The sequence below is a fragment of the Jeotgalibacillus proteolyticus genome, from assembly GCF_002926065.1.
In the GTDB taxonomy this organism is placed as follows: domain Bacteria; phylum Bacillota; class Bacilli; order Bacillales; family Jeotgalibacillaceae; genus Jeotgalibacillus; species Jeotgalibacillus proteolyticus.
The window spans coordinates 567088-587599 of sequence record NZ_PREZ01000003.1; the positions used below are offsets into that span (position 1 = coordinate 567088).

The 20512-nt window shown below is 41.4% G+C and carries 20 protein-coding genes, 1 pseudogene and 1 riboswitch; of the genes and pseudogenes, 10 read left to right on the plus strand and 11 right to left on the minus strand.

What is annotated here, in order from left to right:
- Positions 1–605: 605 nt before the first annotated feature.
- The 7 genes from C4B60_RS09860 (at position 606) to C4B60_RS09900 (ending at position 8035) form a co-directional block, all read left to right on the plus strand.
- Entirely contained in the window at positions 606–1646 is a 1041-nt protein-coding gene (locus C4B60_RS09860; protein WP_104057820.1) for a LacI family DNA-binding transcriptional regulator, read from the plus strand.
- A gap of 134 nt (positions 1647–1780) precedes the next feature.
- Entirely contained in the window at positions 1781–3031 is a 1251-nt protein-coding gene (locus C4B60_RS09865) for an extracellular solute-binding protein (protein ID WP_104057821.1), read from the plus strand.
- A 793-nt stretch (positions 3032–3824) separates the two neighbouring features.
- Entirely contained in the window at positions 3825–4982 is a 1158-nt protein-coding gene (locus C4B60_RS09875) for an ABC transporter permease (protein WP_245153926.1), read from the plus strand.
- A complete protein-coding gene (locus C4B60_RS09880; RefSeq protein ID WP_104057824.1) occupies positions 4979–5641 on the plus strand; it encodes an ABC transporter ATP-binding protein in 663 nt (220 codons plus the stop codon). The genes C4B60_RS09875 and C4B60_RS09880 overlap by 4 nt, the downstream gene beginning before the upstream one ends.
- Before the next feature lie 407 nt (positions 5642–6048).
- Positions 6049–6936: a LysR family transcriptional regulator gene (locus C4B60_RS09890; protein ID WP_104057826.1), complete on the plus strand. Its 888-nt coding sequence runs from the start codon at positions 6049–6051 to the stop codon at positions 6934–6936.
- A 197-nt stretch (positions 6937–7133) separates the two neighbouring features.
- Positions 7134–7673: an acyl-CoA thioesterase gene (locus C4B60_RS09895; RefSeq protein ID WP_104057827.1), complete on the plus strand. Its 540-nt coding sequence runs from the start codon at positions 7134–7136 to the stop codon at positions 7671–7673.
- Positions 7667–8035, plus strand: a complete 369-nt coding sequence (locus tag C4B60_RS09900) for a hypothetical protein (RefSeq protein WP_104057828.1) — start codon at positions 7667–7669, stop codon at positions 8033–8035. The genes C4B60_RS09895 and C4B60_RS09900 overlap by 7 nt, the downstream gene beginning before the upstream one ends.
- Positions 8036–8085: 50 nt before the next feature.
- Here C4B60_RS09900 and clpP read toward each other — a convergent pair whose 3' ends face one another.
- The 5 genes from clpP to C4B60_RS09925 all read right to left on the minus strand — a co-directional run bounded on the left by clpP (position 8086) and on the right by C4B60_RS09925 (position 11548).
- Positions 8086–8685 (minus strand): ATP-dependent Clp endopeptidase proteolytic subunit ClpP, encoded by a 600-nt coding sequence (gene clpP / locus C4B60_RS09905; RefSeq protein ID WP_280632260.1) that lies wholly within the window; start codon positions 8683–8685, stop codon positions 8086–8088.
- A 2-nt stretch (positions 8686–8687) separates the two neighbouring features.
- Positions 8688–9335, minus strand: a complete 648-nt coding sequence (locus C4B60_RS09910; protein WP_104057830.1) for a sigma factor-like helix-turn-helix DNA-binding protein — start codon at positions 9333–9335, stop codon at positions 8688–8690.
- 170 nt (positions 9336–9505) lie between these two features.
- Positions 9506–9982, minus strand: coding sequence for an acyl-CoA thioesterase (locus C4B60_RS09915; RefSeq protein ID WP_104057831.1), 477 nt, complete (start codon positions 9980–9982; stop codon positions 9506–9508).
- A gap of 133 nt (positions 9983–10115) precedes the next feature.
- A riboswitch (cobalamin riboswitch) is annotated at positions 10116–10293 on the minus strand.
- 98 nt (positions 10294–10391) lie between these two features.
- Positions 10392–10907: a helicase gene (locus C4B60_RS09920; RefSeq protein ID WP_104057832.1), complete on the minus strand. Its 516-nt coding sequence runs from the start codon at positions 10905–10907 to the stop codon at positions 10392–10394.
- Between the two features lie 29 nt (positions 10908–10936).
- Positions 10937–11548: a hypothetical protein gene (locus tag C4B60_RS09925; protein WP_104057833.1), complete on the minus strand. Its 612-nt coding sequence runs from the start codon at positions 11546–11548 to the stop codon at positions 10937–10939.
- Positions 11549–11705: 157 nt separating this feature from the next.
- Between C4B60_RS09925 and C4B60_RS09930 the strand changes: the two genes are divergently transcribed.
- Positions 11706–12164, plus strand: a complete 459-nt coding sequence (locus tag C4B60_RS09930) for a DinB family protein (RefSeq protein WP_104057834.1) — start codon at positions 11706–11708, stop codon at positions 12162–12164.
- Between the two features lie 166 nt (positions 12165–12330).
- On the opposite strand, the gene C4B60_RS09935 is transcribed toward C4B60_RS09930, so the two are convergent.
- A complete protein-coding gene (locus tag C4B60_RS09935) occupies positions 12331–13296 on the minus strand; it encodes an MBL fold metallo-hydrolase (protein WP_104057835.1) in 966 nt (321 codons plus the stop codon).
- Between the two features lie 351 nt (positions 13297–13647).
- On the opposite strand from C4B60_RS09935, the gene C4B60_RS09940 reads away from it, so the two are divergent.
- Complete coding sequence (locus tag C4B60_RS09940; RefSeq protein ID WP_104057836.1) at positions 13648–15393, plus strand: ABC transporter ATP-binding protein; 1746 nt, start codon at positions 13648–13650, stop codon at positions 15391–15393.
- Between the two features lie 271 nt (positions 15394–15664).
- Positions 15665–17986 (plus strand): RNA polymerase recycling motor HelD, encoded by a 2322-nt coding sequence (gene helD / locus C4B60_RS09945; protein WP_104057837.1) that lies wholly within the window; start codon positions 15665–15667, stop codon positions 17984–17986.
- 94 nt (positions 17987–18080) lie between these two features.
- Here the strand turns inward: helD and C4B60_RS09950 are convergent.
- The 5 genes and pseudogenes from C4B60_RS09950 to C4B60_RS09970 form a co-directional block, all read right to left on the minus strand.
- A pseudogene (locus C4B60_RS09950) lies at positions 18081–18538 on the minus strand (NUDIX domain-containing protein).
- Between the two features lie 60 nt (positions 18539–18598).
- Entirely contained in the window at positions 18599–19060 is a 462-nt protein-coding gene (locus C4B60_RS09955; protein ID WP_104057838.1) for a hypothetical protein, read from the minus strand.
- Between the two features lie 122 nt (positions 19061–19182).
- Positions 19183–19533 carry a DUF2200 domain-containing protein gene (locus tag C4B60_RS09960; protein WP_104057839.1) on the minus strand — a complete coding sequence of 117 codons (351 nt, stop codon included), beginning with the start codon at positions 19531–19533 and terminating at the stop codon, positions 19183–19185.
- A gap of 63 nt (positions 19534–19596) precedes the next feature.
- Positions 19597–20085 (minus strand): SRPBCC domain-containing protein, encoded by a 489-nt coding sequence (locus C4B60_RS09965; RefSeq protein ID WP_104057840.1) that lies wholly within the window; start codon positions 20083–20085, stop codon positions 19597–19599.
- A 41-nt stretch (positions 20086–20126) separates the two neighbouring features.
- Entirely contained in the window at positions 20127–20495 is a 369-nt protein-coding gene (locus C4B60_RS09970) for an iron chaperone (protein ID WP_104057841.1), read from the minus strand.
- Between the last annotated feature and the right edge of the window lie 17 nt (positions 20496–20512).

Sequence of the window (20512 nt, forward strand, 5' to 3'; positions counted from 1 at the left end):
TCAGAAAAAATTTCGAATACCAATAAAAGAGCACGCTTTGAAAGGGAGACTTTCAAAGCATGCTCAGTTATACAGATTTGTGTTTGGATAACGCCTTTTAATAAACCTCATATATTTATGTTCTGCTTCTAAGCTTTTGTTCTAATTAAACCTCTTCCGCTGTACAAGTAAACTCACCGAATTAAGCGCAATGGTTATCCCAAGCAGAACGGCTGCTGCGAAAACGACAGCCCCCATTGTATCTAAAAGCGCTGACCAGTCCTCTATCATGACAAGGCGGTAGCTGTTTGATCTGTAAGCATAGCGCAATACCGCAAGCGCTCAGGCTGATGAACGAAAGAACAATCCATTTTCCTTTTTTCACACATTGTTTCATGCTGATCGCCGGAAGGATCCAGGCAAGCAAGCCCAATAGTAAGCTAGCAATAGTAAGCAAAATAATTCCTCCGATTTTTGATGGTGTATTTTAACTTTACCATTAATGTAATTTATTGTGTATATAGATTTCATTAACTTCCTGACAATTCAGAAATAGGTGATTGACAAGAATTGTGTGGTTCTATATGATTATTTCAAATAAGGTTAACCGGTTAAATGGAGGTTACATGAAAAATAAATCAACGATACGAGATGTAGCAAAATTAGCTGGTGTATCGAGTGCCACCGTTTCTTATGTACTTAATGGAGTCAAAAAGGTTTCTGATGATACGAAGCAGCGAGTGCTCAAATCAGTAGAAGAGTTAAATTATTATCCCGATTTTACTGCCATCAGCTTATCAAAAAGCAAATCGAATCTGATAGGTGTAATGGTGCCTCTCATAACCGATTCCCCCGCTTCTATGTTCAAGAAGAATCAGTATTATCATGAGTTCTTGAGCGGTGTGGAAATGATCGCAAGAAATAATAATTTTGATACGATGATTTCAGGCGTCGGAGACCCGGAAGAATGCAGCAATTGGGTGAAGAAAAGAAATTTAGACGGACTGATTTTTGTCGGCTTGTTCCCGGAAAATTTATATCTTGAAATGAGCAAACTGGACATTCCGATTGTTTTGATTGATAGCTATGAAGAGCATGCAAACCGTTATTTGAATGTTCAAATCGACGATGAGCTTGGCGGTTATGCAGCCACCAGGCATTTAATAGAATTAGGCCATGAAAAAATCGTGTTTGTGGCGACGAGTTTAGCTTCCAGTCCGGTCGACCGTAAGCGGTACGATGGCTATAAAAGAGCCATTACTGAGTTTCACCTGCCTTTAGATGACAGGTTAACAATTGAAACAAATGATATTGCATTTGATTATGGTTATAAAGCAGGAGAATCTATCGTCAGATCTTCTGTTCACTGCACTGCCGTTGTGGCCGTTTCTGATAATTTGGCAATCGGCATCATTAAGGCCCTTCAGGATAACGGCAAGCGGATTCCTGAGGATTACTCCATTGTTGGATTTGATGATATCGCCATCAGCCAATACATCACGCCGAGTCTTACTACCGTTAGACAGGATGTTTTTGATAAAGGCAAAACTGCTACAGAGCTTCTGATGAAATCAATTAATGACACAGACGCTCCCTCCCCTTCTGGAACTACTGCTGTAGAGTTACCTATAAAACTAATCATTAGGGATTCAACAAAGGCTTTATAGCTATTGTTGAATTACTTTTGAAAGGTTAACCGGTTAACTTTTTATATGATGAAATGAAATCGCTTTCAATTATAGGAGGTGTTTATGTAACTTCTGTTTTATCATTTTAGTTAATTATAAGGAGGAAACACAGTATGAAGAAAATCAGGCAAATGCTTTTAATATCAGCCTTAGCCGTATCAACCGCAGCATGCGCCCCGGATCGGGAAAGTGATCAATCAGGAGCTACCCAGGAGGCAGGAGCTCTTCCTGAAGAATTATTAGTTTGGGCCCCCGATGGAGAAATTTCGGCAATTGAAGATCAGGCTTCTCGATTTACAGATGAAACCGGAATTAATGTAAGAGTGGTACCTTTTGGACAAGCTGACCAAACGGAAGCCATTGTTCTGGATGGACCAGCCGGCAAGGGTCCGGATCTCTTTTTCCAGCCTGGAGTCGGAAACCTGGCAGTCCAGGGATTAGTTCAACCGATGGAAGTCGCTCAGGAAATTCTTGATACGTATTCAAACGGGTCGCTGGATGCGCTTAGTTATGAAGGGGAGCTTTATGGTCTTCCTGCAGTGGTTGAATCATTAGCGCTTTATTATAATAAAGAACTTGTACCTGAAGCGCCTGAAACAATGGAGGAGCTTGAACAGATTGCCGAAAGTCTAACCGATGATGCAAATGATGAATTTGGCTTCCTTTATCCTGTTAATGACTTTTATTTTTCCTATCCTTTTATGGCGGGATACGGAGCTTATATTTTAGGTGAAGAAGGAGAAGATGCCTACGACCTTGAAGATGTTGGTCTAGCTAACGAGGGCGGCGTTCAAGGAGCTTCACTTATTCAAGGCTGGTTCGAGAAAGAGTATATGCCAGTCGGGATTACGATGGATGTTACAAATGGGTTGTTTTCTGACGGGAAAGTTGGCGCTATTATCAACGGACCATGGGCGCGCTATGACTTTGAAGAGGCGCTGGGAGAAAATTTAGGTACTGCCCCTCTCCCTCAGCTTGATAACGGCGAGTATCCGCAAACCTTTTTAGGCACCAAAGGCTGGATGCTTTCCGCTTATTCAGAACACCCTGAAGAAGCGACGGAATTAGCCGTTTATTTTACAAACGAGGATTCTTTGAAGGAGTATTTTGAATCCACTGGAGAAATACCGGCAAATTCAGCGATTTTAGCTAGTGAAGAATTTTTAAACAATCCCATTCTTAATGGTTTCGCCGTTCAATTAGAGCGGGCAAAGCCATTTCCAAATGTCGCAGCACTGTCTGCAGTATGGCAGCCAATGGCAGATGCGCTAACCTTTATCACGCAAGGTGACGATGTGAAAGAAACATTAGAAGATGGAGTGTCTACCATCGAACAGGATATCGAAATGAACTATAAGCAATAACTATGAAGTCAGTCTCCTGGTGCACTAGCCGGGGGCTGACCTTTTTTGATTATAGACACTATTGTATTTTTATGGAAGGTCTGTTAAATTATATTCCTAGTGTGTATTTACTTTTTTTGTATTTTAAGAAGTCGAGACCGTTTATCAGCTCGGTGTTGGAAAGGTGGCACGATTGGAGTAGGTTTAAGTAAGCGTTTGGGGCAGCGTTTGGAGGTCGGTTTACGGCTGCATAGTTGGTATTTATTAGAAGGTGATCCTATAAATTTATAAATGCTATCTCTAAGGAGTCGTTTATGAAATATTCTTTATTTAGATTCAAGGACGTTTTTGAGGCAATTGCTATCTACCTAATCTGTTTTGCTTCAAACTTACTATTTATTTATGTGCAAACGGTGAATTTAGAAGTTTCTTTCATTTTAGAGTCTTTTATTGAAAGTATTACAGAGTATCAACTTATTATAACTATTCTTCTTACATTTATGATCATCGTCTTTCACTATCAATTTTTAAACCGTAGGAAAACAGAAATATCCTGCCGAATACTTGTAGGAGATACAATGCTGAAAATTATCATCCGATATATCTTAAATAGTCTGGCTGTATTAGGGTTTAGCTTTTTACTATCCCTTTCATTAAACTTCTATTTAGATGTGAATGTAACCAGCAATTTTTACTTAGTTTTTATTTTTATGCTATACATATTATCTAGTGCAGGTCTGGTGAAAAAAGAATGAGAATTTTACGGTTTTTTATAACTAGAATCTTTTTAAAAAGATGGATCCTTGTTTTGGGAATGATCATATTACTTTTTTTAGCTAATTATCTCTCATTTACAGCTGCTCGTTCCATTATTTCAACTTTTCAAGGATTTCAACAAATAGAAACGCTGAATCAAGACGGAACGTTTATTGCTAATCTCGACCCAGATAGTAAAGCTGAAGATGAGACAGTTAATATAGATAAAACAAGAAAATTATATGAATATTTACACAACAATTATACTTATGCTCTGCAAGCCGATGGTTTTGTCACTTCATTAGATAATGAACATAAGATGGAAGTTACTTTCAATTATATTAATGAAGAGGCTTATAAGATCAATCAATTGAGATTATCTCAAGGAAATCACTTAAATTTCATTTATCAATTAAATAAAGATCAAATACCTGTTTTAGTAGGTGCAGGTTTGGCCAAAACCTATCCTGTAGGATCAACGATTGAGATTAAAGATCCTGTCACCCAGCAATTAGTCAATTTAAACGTTCAAGGAGTCTTAAAGAAGAATACTTATCGTTCTAATTTTTATGCTCCTAATTCAAAGAATTATTTCAATTTTTCGATTTTCCTTCCTGTGAATGAAGAATTTATTCAAAGTGCGGGTCTTGACCTCCATGTCAATGGTTTAATGGACATCGCTCTTCTTGATTCGAACGAAGAGGAAGCTATGAATTTAAAAGAATATATCCAGGAAAATCTAGGTATGAAATTTAACTTTTTTACTCAACAAGAAAACGTTGATTACTTTGAAGAATATTATATTTATTCATTAAAAATCATCTGTACGATCACCTTACTTTTACTCCTAATCATTGTTTGCCTAGCTATCTGGAATAATTTGATTAGTATCCGATTAATGATAAAGGATTTTACAATCAATTTAGTAGTTGGATTAAGTTATTCAAAACTAAGAGCCATTTTTTATGGTTATTTTGGACTGTTAATTTCCATTACTCTGGCCCTGTTATTTGCGCTGATCGCTTTCAATAGATACGGCTTTTGGTTAGGAAAAGCCAACCTTCTTGCTACTTACGGAATATTTGGCTTAATAAGTATGGATTGGATTGCTTTACTTATTGTTCTTTTTATCGATTTGATTATTGCGTTTACGATTGTTGAACTTACGATCAAAAAAATTAAACGTATTCCGATCTCCGTGGGGGTGTTAAATTGACTAGTATTATTAAACTGGACATCCGGAAAAAAACATTCAAAAAGAAAGGTTTTTCTATCTTACATGATTTTGAGTTGGAAGTTGAACCCGGGGAAAGACTTTCGATTATAGGGGAGTCAGGAGTTGGAAAAACTTCTTTGCTTAATATTATGGGGCTGCTTGATACGCACTATCAAGGGTGCTATAAGCTTTTTGGTTCATCTGTTAAGGACTTATCACAAAATAAACTGGCTGAGTGGCGTAATAAAAAAATTGGTTTTGTTCTTCAGGAGTCCGCACTAATTAATTCTTTGACTATTGAGGATAATATTAAATTGCCCCTTCTGTATGCTAACAATGAAAAAGACCGAGCTGTCCAAGATCATTTTAAACGAATTATTTATAAAATTGGAATTGAGCCCATTTTGAAAAAAAAACCGCTTGAGTGTTCCGGCGGTCAACGATCAAGAGCCGTTTTTGCCAGAGCTGTCATGATGAATCCCCAAATCATTTTATCAGATGAACCAACTGCGTCTTTAGATTCAAAAAATAAAGAAAATATTATTAATCTTCTTTTTGATATGAATAAAGAATTTAACACTACTGTAATTACAGTGACTCATGATTTAGATTTAGCCAACCGTCATGAACGAATCATTACTCTCGAAAGGAATGAGTAAAATGGGATTCTATATAATGATCCTGTCATTCTTACTTGGCATATTCTTTACCATTCTTGGTGTTTCTCGTTGGAAACGTAACGTTTTATATAAGTTGTTCATTGTGCTGGGGATTATTCTCATTCTTTTTGCTGTTTATCTAGCAAGGCCTCATTAAAAATCATGGTTATAGTGAGTTAGAAATTTTCAATATAATACATAAAAATCTAATCAAGAAAGAGTCTGGGACATCACCAATGCCAATAGTAAAAAAGCGATCAAAATTGTTAAGAAAACAATTGGATCGCTTTTTTCTACTATTAATCGCTATTAAGGCAAGGCCGCTGATAAACGTTATTTGTGTTGTCCGCCATTTACAAGTAAACTAATAGAAATTCATTTATGTCTGGTGAAAGGCGGGTGAAAAATTGGAAATTAAGCATCTTCAGTATTTTATTAAGGTGACAAAAGCAGGAAGCTTTACACGCGCTGCGGACGATCTTTATATCACTCAGCCCGCTATCAGCCGCATGATAAAGTCCCTGGAGGATGAAATGGGTGTTCCTCTATTCATCCGTTCGAGAAAAAAGCTGCAGCTTACAGATGCCGGCAGGGTTTTTTATGAGCATGCTGTAAAGATGGATGGGCAGTTTAAGGAGCTTCAGGCCTCCCTTGACAGCCTGACTGATCAAAATAAAGGCCATATCCGGATCGGTCTTCCTTCGATTATTGATTCAGTATTTTTCTCAAGCCTGATTGCATCCTTTCACAGGGAATATCCCCATATCACCTTTGAGCTGATTGAAGATGGGTCGAAAGGAATTGAAGAAAAAGTGATGGAGGAAAAGCTCGATTTTGGCGTGGCATTTTTGTCTTCTCCCCACCCCGTCTTTGATTCTTATTCGCTTGGGCGTGAAAAGTTAAAGCTGATTGTCCCAGCAAAGCATCGTCTGGCTTCGCGAAAGTCAGTGAGGCTTGAAGAGGTAAAAGACGAGGAATTTATTATGTTTAATAAGGATTTTGCCTTGAGAGACTGTATTTATTCGGCATGCCGGGAAGCACATTTTGAGCCTCGGATTATCTCAGAAACCTCCCAGCTTGATTTCATAGAAGAAATGGTCGCTTCAAATATGGGCGTTACCCTGCTTCCTGAAAGCACGATCAAAGGACTTTCAGGAAATGTGAAAGAATTGCCGATATCGCATCCTCAAATTGAATGGCATCTTTCGATTATTTGGAAAAGGGATCGCAACGCTGCTCATGTTAAAAAAGAGTTTATTCGGTTTGCTGAGACATGTTTTATAAAAGAAAAGTAGAGATTCTCTCCTTAATGGCGGGAATCTTTTTCTTTTGCTGACGCCCTGGTAATCGTTTACATACATTTTGCTTATGATCAGGATGTCAGAACGGCATTGTACTTCTCCCCTTCCCCGGGTATAACATTGCCTATACAAGCAATATTATTCCTGCAGCAAATTCCTTTTGCTGTGACAATAAAAGTGGTGATAGAAAAATGGAAACGAGAACAATGAAAGAAACGCGCATTATTCAAAATGATCAGGTGCTGATTAATGACCTGAACAACTACCATACATTATTTGGCGGAGTGTTAATGAAAAAGCTTGATGCCTGTGCCACCCTGTCAGCCTGCAGTCATGCGAGAGTGAAGGAGTGTGTGACCGCCTCAACAGATTCTGTAAACTTTTTAGAGCCGATCCGCCAGAGTGATAAAATCTGTATCGAATCGTTTGTCGCCTACACCGGCAAAAGCTCGATGGAGATCTTTTGCAAGGTCGTAGCAGAGGACATGATTACAGGTGACCGCAGAATTGCGACAACCGCCTTTTTAACATTTGTAGCGCTTGGTGCAGATAAAAAACCAATCGCAGTGCCTGCCATTCTCCCTGAAACGGAAGAGGAAAAATTCCTTTATGAAACAGGGCAGGAGCGTGAAAGAATTAAAAAAATTAAACGGGGTCAAAACAAAGATCTCGTTGCCCATTTAACCGTTGATAAGCCATGGAACCAAGAGAGGAGCGAACAGCTATGTTAGTTTCAGCAAGCATGAATGACCTCCTGTCAGCACAAGAGGACATTGATAAACTTAAAGCCGAAAAACCTGAGGTCCACAAGAAATTTACCAATATCGTTTATTTGACGCGTCAGCTTCAATTCAATTATCAATATATGGGCTGCCTGCTCATGGATGAAGAGTCCGGGGATTTCTGCCCGGGTCACCAGACTGATTATGTCGTAAACGTCTACCATAATGAAATTCAAAAGCTAAAATCCAATTCAAAAATTGAACCGGTAAAGCAGCTGCTTACTGAGTACAAGGAAATGGGCTACGGCAATCTTTGCAAGCTTTTAATCGGTGAAAACCCGAGGATGCTTGTTGGCCCGAAAGTCGTTTAACCCTCCAAAAAAAGCCGATTCGATCAAATAAACTGATCGAATCGGCTTTTTTATTTTCGCGTGATGATTTCATCAACAATGCCGTATTTTAACGCTTCTTCTGCCGACATAAAGTAATCACGGTCGGTATCGTTTGCAATGCGCTCAATCGGCTGGCCAGTGCGTTCTGCAATAATGCCGTTGATATGCTCACGTAATTTCAGGATTCGTTTTGCTGAAATTTCAAGGTCGGTTGCCTGACCGCGTGCTCCGCCAAGCGGCTGGTGAATCATGACCTCGCTGTTTGGCAGCGCCATCCGCTTTCCTTTTGCACCGCCAATCAGCAGCACGGCACCGAATGAAGCGGCCATGCCTGTACAAATCGTGCGGACATCGGGCTTAATGTACTGCATTGTGTCGTAGATAGCAAAGCCAGCCGTGATGGAGCCGCCCGGGCTATTAATATAAAGAGAAACGTCTTTTTCAGGATCATCGGCAGCCAGAAAAAGCAGCTGGGCTACAATGCTGTTCGCCATCTGATCATTAATTTCTTCACTCACCATAATAATCCGGTCCTTTAACAGACGGGAATAAATATCATACGAACGTTCACCCTTGCTTGATTGTTCGATCACATAAGGAATAGTCGTCATACTCGTTTCCTCCTTCACATTTATGCTGCACGTGAGAGAGCATAGAACGAAGAGAAACGGGATACGGGACTTTTTTGGACCGGAGTGAAAACGGCAGGCAGCATGGCCAGAAGTTTTTCGGGATCCTGACTGGACACGGCATCAATTAATACAGGAAATAATTCCTCCTGCAGCTCTTCCTCCCAAAACGCTTCACGATCAGATTCAGACTCACTTTTCAGGCGGGCACGGGCACGGTTGAGCAGCGCTTTAACGCCAGGCTCTGTCATCCCGAGCAGTTCAGCGATTTCTGAAATTTGATAGTTAAACCCTTCCTTCAGGACAAATGTGACTAATTGCTTTGGCGTCATTTTTTTAGAGAGGTCATGGATCAGTTCTTCTCCTTTAAAAAACACCTGATGAGTCGCATGATCGACCACTTTAAATGTCTCGCGCTCTGTTTTTCGAATCCGGTCCACCCACACATGATAGGCGATCTTTTTCAAAAGCGGAGCGGTCCATTCGGTTGGTTTATAGGTTTTTAAGGCTTTGGCAAAAGCCTCCTGTGTAATCTCTTCACTATCCCATCTGTTTTTCGCAAGCCAGCTGCAATAGCTCTGCAGCTTTACCAAAAGCTCCTCCACCCTTTCTCCTTCAGCCTTCTTCATCATCGTACCCTTTGCGCGCAATTCGGTTCCCTCCTTTGCTCTCTCAATGCTTAAACGAACAATCGGGTAAAAAAGATATGGGGAAATGGATTTTATTCTATTGTAATGCAATTTTGATTACTAAGAACACTTTTAAGCAGGCCAATATGATCTCAAAGCGAACTCTATAAAAGAAAAGCTTACAACCTTTTTTAACCCGGCATGGGTGCACGTAATTTTCGATGTTCTTTTCGGGCAGAAGCTCCATTAATCAGACGCCGCTCCTCCTCTGTTTCTCCAATGACAGCCGGAACCTCAACAGGACGGCCCTTTTCATCCACTGCTACCATTGTTAAAAACGATTGAGTGGTAATTCTTTCCTTTCTAGTCATTAGGTTTTTCGAACGGACGCGAACGAATATTTCCATCGATGTCCGACCGGTAGAACTGACAACTGCATCTAATTCCAGCACATCACCTACTCTTGCAGAAGATAAAAAGTCGACCGAATCAATCGATGCCGTTACGACAATCTGATTTGCATGCTTCATCGCCGTTATAGCGGCAATTTCATCAATATAAGACAATACCTTACCGCCAAATATAGTATCAAGATGGTTCGTATCCGGCGGCAGCACAAGCTTTGTCTGAATAGTTCTGGATTGACTCATCGTTACACTGTTTTCCATTATTCATCCTCTTTTCTTTGTGGGAACAAAAAAAGCTCCCCCATTTTTAAAGAGAGAGTTTGACATCACAAAAAAGTATTCACATATTTTCGTTGAATACAGCTGATATCACCCTTCCCTATTTCGCGTAGGTCCATCGTGCATACAATAGGCAGGTCTCCTGACTCCGATTCACCGTACATACCCCCTTCCCATCACGTGTTGGACAGTGGAATAATATGCACTCCTCGATACAGTGGCGCGACCGTGCCAGACTTTCACTGGCTTCCCTTTTAAACGAAAATACCGTCACCTATTGCTTGATCAATATAATAGTAGTAAATCCTTTTTATCATAGCTTGAAAGCATCTTCCTGTCTACGTGTTTTCCAGTTAAATACCAATCAGTCCGAAGAATGCTTCACGAAGCTTTACTGACAGAAGATAAAATGGTCTTCAGGATTCCAAACGTGAAGGTGGTCAGCTGCATACCCCCTGAGCCATAAAACCCCATCTGCCTTCCTAAGATAAAATCCTTTTGGAAAAGTGTCATCTTCGATAATGACTTTTGAGGCTAAGGTGATCGATCCGGATGGGGCTTGATGCTGCTTCGTTAAGGCTTTGGCTCTATCCTCAGGTTGATCAAGATAATGAAGCCTTAAATAGGGGCCAAGCTCAAGCGGACATAGCTTTAATCCGGACTCTATAGCTTTTTTGAAAATCTCAGCTGAAGTAGCTCCATTACGAAACCCGAGGTCTTTAACGGTCATTTCAATTGTATTCAAGCTGTATTTTTCCCTCGAGAGTTCGAATGCACGATAATCAAACAGCCTTTCACCATACTCATTCATCATAATCTGCGCGTCTTTCAATTCACGTGTGAGCTCTTCCTTGGAAAGGCCGCCAATACTTACTGTTCTGGTAATAAACGCTTGTTTGTTTTCCATTTATTAAACCTCCTGACCATTTGTTTAAGTCAAAGCTCTTGCTCTTCCTTGGGTACAAAATGATCAATCACTTCCCACTCATATGTATAAACAGCCCGCTTCAGCGCATCAACCGTCTGGGTGTCCAGTGGATCATAGGGAATGGTAATAGATGTATCGCTGCTTTTAAACGTATAGGAAAAGACGAGCTGAGATCCTTCCTCCACAACGCGCGAAACCTCCTCTACCTCTTCCCATGCGATGTGATCCTCAGACGCAGACCAGAACGTAATCCCCTTTACGCCCTGCTCATCAATCGAGTAATAATGATAGATTGAGAGGACAAACACAGGAGCGGCCATTGAAAGAAAAAGAAGATGCAGCCAGGTTAACTTATATTTTTTATTTTTTCTTTCCGCGTACATTTTTGTAAAAAGCAATGAAAATAAGACAATCCCCATCCAGATCATCCCCGCTCCAAACCCAATAAATGCTTCAGAGGGGCGGATAAACGTCCAGTGGTCTGACGAAAAGAACAACATATCCTGTATAAACATAATGGCGATAGCGGGTATGAAAAATGAGGTAACGATTAACAGCAGTCCGCTTGTCATTATTCCCGGCATAAGAGCATCTGCATCGGTATTTTGAAAGAGCTTCATACGACTTCCTCCCCGCGGCCAGCCTCCATTTTAGTTGGGCTGCTATCTATAGTACGGACATATTTTCTATTTGTTTCAAATAGTTAGATATTTTCTCTATATGATACTTAACTTCCTTCATTTGATGGTATGGTAGTAACTAAAAGGAGGGAATGACATGAACACGAAAGAAATTTTAGTTGATCAGCTGGACGCTACTCTTGAAAACACCTGGTTTGTATCATTAAAAAACTCTATTGATGGTTTAACAGAAGAACAGGCAAACTGGAAAGCATACGAAGCAACCAACTCAATTTTTGAAATCGTCAATCATTTGATGTACTACAATGAACGCTGTTTAAAACGATTCAAAGGCAACTCAGTTGAGCCGAATGACCATAGCGATACATTTAGAAATAGAGAAGGATTAAGCTGGGAGGCTGCAGCTGCTAAGCTAAATGACATGATGCTTGAGTGGAAGAATGCCGTTGTGGAAACTGATTCAAGTCATCTGGATGAAGAGAAAGCAGGCGACATTCCTTATCTTACAATTCATACGGCCTATCACACAGGACAAATTCTCTTCATAAGAAAATTGCAGGGTTCATGGGATTCAGAGTCTGGGGTGCAGGGATAAATCGGTCGTTTTAAACGAGAAAAAGGCTGAAACAAATGTGTCTCAACCTCCTAAACCCGGTTCACTGCGCTTCAGGCGGACGCTTTCCGCGTGGCGAGGCTCTTTTTATCATCTCTTCTTTTCCTGGAGAATCCGAATGCATTCTCATCGAAAGACACCAGACCTCTTACCGCCACCACGCGCGATCCGGGTAATGATCTGAATGAATCAAAACGGTTTCTCCCATTTTTGGTGTTGAAATGCTGACGCCCTGTTTTATTGCTGCTTTTGTTGCTCTTTCTACAGGATCAGTCCATGAATGAAACGCGAGTGTAAAGGCGCCCCAGTGCACAGGGATCATCAGGCGGCCGCCGACATCAAGATGCGCCTGCACGCTTTGCTCGGGGAACATATGAACACCTGCCCAGCGCTTATCATATTGGCCGCATTCTATAAGCGTTAAATCAAACGGACCGTATTTTTTACCAATTTCCTTGAAGTGCGGTCCATAGCCGCTGTCTCCGCTGTAGAATACCTTTGTTTCATTTCCTTTTATGACCCAAGAACACCACAGAGTAACATTCCGGTTAAACAGCCCTCTTCCTGAGAAATGTCTTGCAGGAGTGCAGGCTAATGTAAGGCCATCAAATTCTACCTCCTCCCACCAGGCATGCTCAGTGATCTTTTCTTCTGGAACACCCCATTTAACCAGTTGTTTACGAACACCCATCGGAACGATAAAACGCGGTGTCTTATCCTTTAATTTACGGATGGAATCATAATCAAGGTGATCATAATGATCGTGAGAAATAACAATCGCATCCACCTCAGTAAAGCTTTCAGGACCTGCCGGCACCGTACGCTGATAGCGCTTTGAGCCTGCCCATGAGACTGGAGAAGGACGCGAGCCGAGCATCGGATCAAAAAGCAGGCGCTTCCCCTCGAATTCAAGATAGAAAGACGAATGGCCAAACCAGGTTACTCTCGGGTCATCTGATGGAGAGATCGTGTCTGACTGCCGAAAAAATACGCCATTAATCGTCGAAGCAGGCCGTTGATTTGCCACTCCCTTAATCGAATCCTTCAGCATGGTTACAAGAGGCTTAAACCCCATCTCATTATGTGTTGGAATTTGATTATCATATTTTTTCATCTTTACTCTCCTACTTTTCTGTATCGATAATATGAGAAAACTGCCTTGAATGTCTGACTTTCTCTCATTTAATTTTACAGCATGTAAAACAATCTGACTGTTTTGAACTCCTGAGACTTACAATTAATCTATTAGATATTCCTCTATTTTAAATAAACTTACCCCCCAAAATACATATAGCCAATTCCGAACCAAGTCATTATAATTAGATTAATCAGAAAACGAGGAGGAACAAACATGAGAAATTTCACAAAGAAAACCGTAAAAGCATATAAGGTGGGTACGCCTTCTTAACCTTTGACGGAGAACCCCCTTATATGTGTATCTAAAAACACAATAAAGGGGCAAAACATGAATTTTCCAATAAGAAAGTTTCTCTCGTATTATAAGCCGTACCTGAACGTATTTCTTCTTGTATTGGCTTGTGCGACGTTTATTTCACTCTTATCGCTGGCATTTCCGTTACTCGTCCGTTATGTAACGCATGAGATTTTAGAAAATGATCTATCGGCAGCATTTCATGACATTCTATGGGTCGGCTGCGTGATGATTGTTCTGGTTATTCTCCAAAACGCCGGTAACTTCTTTGTCGATTTTAAAGGCCATGAGATCGGCGCACGCATGGAGAGTGACCTGCGCAGCGAGCTGTTTTCGCATATGCAAAAGCTTTCTCTAAGCTTTTATGACAAACAAAAAACCGGCCAGCTAATGACACGGATTACAAACGATTTATTACTGCTTTCCGAGCTCTATCACCACGCTCCGGAGGACTACGTAAAGTACTCCATCCGCTTTCTCGGCTCGTTCATTATCCTGCTGTACATTAATGTTCCTTTAACCATTGCTGTTTTCTGCTTTCTGCCTGTCCTGGGAGTTCTGTCCCTGTATTTTAATAAAAAATTGAACAGGGCACTGACCAGAAACAAGGAAAGAATTGGGGATGTTAATGCACAGATTGAAGACAGCCTTGGCGGAATACGGGTGGTACAGTCCTTTGCGAATGAGGAGCTTGAGATCGGGAAATTCAACCGGGAGAATCAGCGCTTCTTAGAAAGCAGAAAAGGAACCTATAAAGCAGAAGCCTATTTTTTTAATACAGCTGAGGCGTTTGTTCAAATGATCACCATTACAGTCGTTGTATTTGGTGCTATGCAGATCCTTGATGCCTCGATGAATTTGGCTGATCTCATTACGTTTCTGCTTTATATCGGCTTTATGGTGGAGCCGATGCAAAAGCTTACTCACATGAGCATGCAGTTTCAGGAGGGAATCACAGGGTTTCAGCGATTTCTTCAGATTATGAATACAAAGCCTGAAATTGAAAATCAGCCTGAACCGAAGTCACTTCCTTCAATTGACGGGCAAATTGAATTCAAAGATGTCTGCTTTCACTATAATGACCGAACCAACACAGTTATTGATCATTTGTCACTTACCATCCATCCGGGAGAATATGTCGCGATCGTCGGCTTCTCCGGTGCAGGAAAAACAACACTCGCCTCCCTTATTCCCCGCTTTTACGAGGTTACAGAGGGAGAAGTGCTGTTAGATGGGGAAAATATTCGTGAGCTTGATCTTCATTTTTTAAGAAAAGGAATTGGAGTGGTTCAGCAGGATGTTTATTTGTTTTCAGGCTCTGTTATGGACAATATCCGTTACGGCAACCCTGAGGCAAGTGATGAGGAAGTGATCCTCGCAGCACATCAGGCAAACGCTCATAGCTTTATTACGGACTTGCCTGATGGCTATCACGCTGAAATTGGACAGCGCGGCGTCAGGTTATCAGGTGGACAAAAACAGCGTTTAAGCATCGCGCGTGTTTTTCTGAAGAACCCGCCAATTTTAATTCTCGATGAAGCGACGAGTGCGCTCGATAACGAAAGTGAAGGTGTGGTAAAAGAGGCTTTAGACACACTCGTAAAGGGCCGGACCACGATCGTCATTGCCCACCGGCTATCGACTATCCGAAATGCCGGACGAATTATTGTCCTGTCAAAAGGAAAAATCACTGAACAAGGTTCTCATGAAGAGCTGCTCAGACAGGAGGGATCGTACTCAAGGCTGTACTCGAAGCAGTTTGAAGGCCAGGTGAATTAAAAAATGGAGATGGGGCCGGGATGACAGCATGTCTCGGTCCCTTTCTATAGCACACAAAAAAGCCGACAAACGAAATTGTCGGCTTTTGATTTTATGTAAAATAGTTTAAATTTAGATTGAAAACACCTTGAATAAGACGCAAATCTATGGTAAATTTATATAGCTATGCAATAATAAATTATTTTTTAATCTATTGTCCCTATAATAATTATATTATCTAATCCATCTTTCTGTCAACCCTTTTAAAAAACTTTTTTAAGGAGCGTATGCGATGAATTCGGACTATCAGCGACAGCAAAAACGAGTGGACCTTGTCATGGAGACCATTTCAGAGGAAATCAATAAATTAGAGGATGAAACCTCCAGACGCAAAAGCGAAGTGGTTGGGATCCGCAAGCAGTTTTGGGATGAAGTGAAGGTGAATACCGATACCTTTGATGATTATCTGGAAACGATTATCGGCTTGCGCCAGGAGGCTCAGGCACTTTCTGTCAGCCAAAGCACACATAAGCATGCAGCCAGCCGTTTGAAAAAATTGTACAGAATGAAAGACTCCCCGTATTTTGGCCGGATAGATTTTAAAGAAGACGGCTCAGACACGCAGGAGCAAATTTATATCGGCATCTCCTCCCTGAACGATTCCAGCGGTGAGGAGTTTCTAATCTACGATTGGAGAGCGCCAGTCTCAAGTGTTTATTATGATTACCAGCCAGGCCGGGCGGAATATGAAACCCCTGAAGGAACGATCAAGGGCAGCTTAGAGAAAAAATGGCAGTACCTGATACGCGGCGGTTTGCTTCAATCCATGTTTGATACGAGTCTCACGATTGGGGACGAGATTTTACAGCAGGTGCTTGGAAAAGGGACGGATAAACAAATGCACAGCATCGTCGCAACGATTCAGCAGGAGCAAAACAGAATCATCCGTCATGATTCCAGCAGGCTGCTTATTGTCCAGGGGGCAGCAGGCAGTGGCAAAACATCAGCCGCTCTCCAGCGGATCGCCTATTTGCTTTATAAATACCGGGATCATTTAAATCCTGATCAGATCATTCTGTTTTCACCTAACTCCATGTTTAACAGTTATGTCTCCAATGTATTGCCGGAGCTTGGTGAAGAAAACATGCAGCAGGTTACGTTCCAGGAATACCTGGACCACCGCCTAAGCGCTGAGTTTGAGGTTGAAACTCCCTATGAGCAGCTTGAATATGTGTTAACCGCAGAAAACACGCCTGCCTATGGGTCAAGAGTTGCAGCAATCCGCTTTAAAGCATCCGTTCAATTTTATGAAGCGATTGAATCGTACCGGAAATCATTAGAGGCTTCAGGCATGCAATTCACAGAAATCACGTTCAGAGGGAAAAGGATCGTAACAGCAAAGCAGATAAAAGACAGATTTTACAGCTATGATACCTCCCTCCGCTTCCATAACCGACTTGAAAAACTGAAGGACTGGCTTCTTTCAAAAGTAAAGGAAACACAAATTAAGGAAAGAATGAAGCCTTGGGTACAGGAGGAAATGGAGCTTTTAAGCAACGAGGATTATCACAAAGCCCATCGCTACCTCGCCAAAAAGCGCGGCTTCAAAAGAGAAGCAGCGGCTGATTACGAGATGGAGCCTGAAGCACTTGCAAGGCTGATCGTTCAACAGAGAGTAAAGCCGTTGCGAAAACAAATCCGGGCGTACCAGTTTATTGACCATAAGGAAATGTATAAGCAGCTTTTTTCAGGCTCCAAAAAGATAAAAGGAACGCCTGCAGAGTGGGAGACGATTTGCGAGGAAACGCTGAAGATGCTTGATGAAGACAAATTATTGTATGAGGATGCTACTCCATTTTTATTGTTGAAGGAGCTTGTTCAAGGCTTTCAGATCAACAGCTCCATTAAGCATATTGTGGTGGATGAAGCTCAGGATTACTCCCCTTTTCAGTTTGAATTTTTAAAGCGGTTGTTTCCTTCAGCTCAAATGACTGTGCTTGGTGATTTTAATCAGGCCATCTTCGCCCACGCGAGTGAAATGAGTGATTTTCATGTTCTTACCGGTTTGTACGGAGAGAGCGAAACAGAAGTGATCAACATCGCAAGAAGCTACCGTTCAACAAAGCCGATCATTGAATTTACAAGAAGGCTCGTGCCTAATGGAGATCAAATCATTCCCTTTGAACGTGAAGGAGAGCCGCCTGTACTCACTCAGGTAACTGATCACGCGGAACTTCATCACAGTATTACTTCTAAGGTTGAAGAGCTGCGGGCTCACGGCTATCAAAGCATCGCGATCATCTGTAAATCCGCCGAGGAAAGCAGCCAGACCTATGAAGCTCTCTCTGACATTGATGAACTAAAACTTTTAAGAAGCAACTCTCTTGAATACGAGCAGGGAGTGGTTGTGGTGCCATCGTATTTATCAAAAGGCATTGAGTTTGAGGCTGTCATCATTTATGACGCATCAGCAAGGGTCTACGGTGACGAAAGTCTTCGTCGAACCTTCTATACTGCGTGTACACGAGCAATGCATCACTTGGAGCTTTTTAGTGTTGGCGGGCCGAGTCCGTTTGTTCATGACGTATTGGGCGAGAGTCTGGTTCAGGCTTGATAGCACTTTGTACTATAAATAGGGCTGTGCACTGGAAGCAACTTCTATCGCCTCCTATGCACAGCCTATTCTTTTTACTTTGTTAAAATCCATTTTAAAATAATCTCCCTACTAATTTATATGGATTTACTTCCCAAGTTTCATAAGGAATAATGTTTTCTGAGTTCATACAATCAATTGTACGAGACTTCATATGCGGCCGGGGTAGTCGTCTATATTCCCCTCCGTAAGCTTAATGAATTGGGCTGCTTTAATTTCTTCCGGCTGAATCTTTATTTTCCCACTTACATATCTCGCCTTAAACACGACAGATAGTAGATTTTTCGTGGCATTATAATAGATTCCTGTTACGCCTATTGGCGAAATAACGATTCCTGTTTCCTCTAAAATTTCTCTGGATACTGCTTTATCAAGCGGTTCACCTTCTTCAACCTGTCCACCAGGCGTTTCCCAGGTATCAGACCGCCCCTGTGTCTTAACTAGCAGAATTTCTCCGTTTTCATTAGTAACATTGGCCGAAACCGCAATAATATGTTTTGGTATTTTGTCCATTGCCACTCCCCTTGTCCTTTTGATTCATTGTTATAATGACTTTTGTTTTAACTAGCCTAATCAATCTTTCTTATATACCACTGGCTGAAACCCGCCAAGCTCAACGGTGACAGCTTCACCCTCCACCGTAACGAGATAAAAGTCTTCTATATGCATCGCTTTTATATCCGTTACTTGTTTATCGTTCTTTGCAAAAAATTCTTCTATCTCTGCTTTGGCTCTCTCTCCTACAGTTTCATTCGTTAGTTTCAACTCAGCTTCAGTTTCAGCATGATGCTCCTTCTTATGGGCAGCAGGCAGCTCAGGCTGATTATTCGAAAGGTTTTGCAGCAGACTGATCACTTCACCAAGCCCAACAAAAATCATCCCAATCGAAAACATGCTGAAGGTGTAGATTAACACCGTTAGAAAATCATTATAGAAGTTTGCCAGTAGAACAAAGAACGTGATGCCAGTTAAAAAGAATGTGATATAGCCAATTACCTTTAACGTGACTGCAATTTTGTTATCTGATGTACGCACTAGAGAACCTCCTTTTATTTAAAAAACCAAAAAAACCCTTTTCTCAACACTTTTAGTGTAACGGAAAGGGTTTTATTGTACTAGTTTAATTTTGTGTGAAATTAGCATTATAATTATAACTTTTATTTCCTTAGGATCTTTTCCATCGCCTTGCCTTTTGCCAGCTCGTCAATCATTTTGTCCATATAACGTATTTCCCGCATCAGTGGCTCTTCAATATCCTCCACCCGGACTCCGCAGATCACGCCTTTAACCAAAGATCGTGAAGGATTCAGCTGGGGAGCTTGTTCAAAGAAGCTTTCGAAGTTCGTCTTCTCTTCGATTTGCGCTTCCAGCTCCTGCTGGCTATACCCTGTCAGCCAGCGGATGATTTCATCCACCTCTGATTTCGTGCGACCTTTCTTCTCCGCTTTCGTGATGTAGTGGGGATAGACGCTTGCGAAGCTCATGCTGTAGATTCGGTGTTTAGTCATAGGAACCCCTCGCTTCTATTTTTCTATAGTATAGCACGAGAATTAATGGCATCTTCTTCCCCTTTAATAAGCTCGGTTTGTCTCAGTAAAAGCAGCCAGATTCTCAAGCGTAGAGCTTAAACCACTATCATGATCCTCTTTTCGTATCCCCTCAGGCACATTTTCACATACAATGATCACCCTTGTACCCTCCGACAAGGCTTCCAAATACCACGTCTGGATCATCTCTCCTGAAAAGCTTGGATCGTCGGAATCGAACTGCCCGGCAAGAACAATTTTCCTGTCTTGCACCAGCTTCAGAAACCTTCCTCTTGAGACATCGGTATTTTCAGAGGTCTTTCCCTGAAAGGAGCGATCACTTTCATATATAAGAGTGATACTGTAGGCTCCTCCCTCATATGGCTCAAAACGATCAACATGACCTGACATTCCTTTCGGCGGAAGCCAGGCAATGAATGCTTCGGGATTCATAAATGCGCGGTAAATAGTCTTGGGTTCTGCCATTATCACTCTGGATGCAGAATCAATTCGGTTGCTTGATGGATTGGTCATGACCGGTCACTCCTCTATTGGAATTGTGAAATTAAACCTCTTTACCTCCAAAAAGTAGAACAGTCCGCTTTATCAGCCATATTGAATTCAATCATTTTTTTTAGTAAAGAAAAATTGATGGTACTTTCCCACGGAATACGTATTAATTGCTTTGTGTGGTCATATCCCGCTTCTTTAATTTCATCGGCAAATTTTATGATTCCTGCTCTTTCAGGAGCAATAGCTAAATGTTTTTTCGACACACTAAACCCGATGATGTATGTGCCATGATCGGTAAACATAGGCTGGTTCCACTTAAGTTCCGGACATAAAGAAGGGAAGTTCTCCACTACCCATCCCATTACTTCTTTTGTTCGCTCACGATGCTCATGGTGGTCAATACTTCCCAGAAATTCATTAAAAGCTTCCATAATGCCCCCTCATTCCA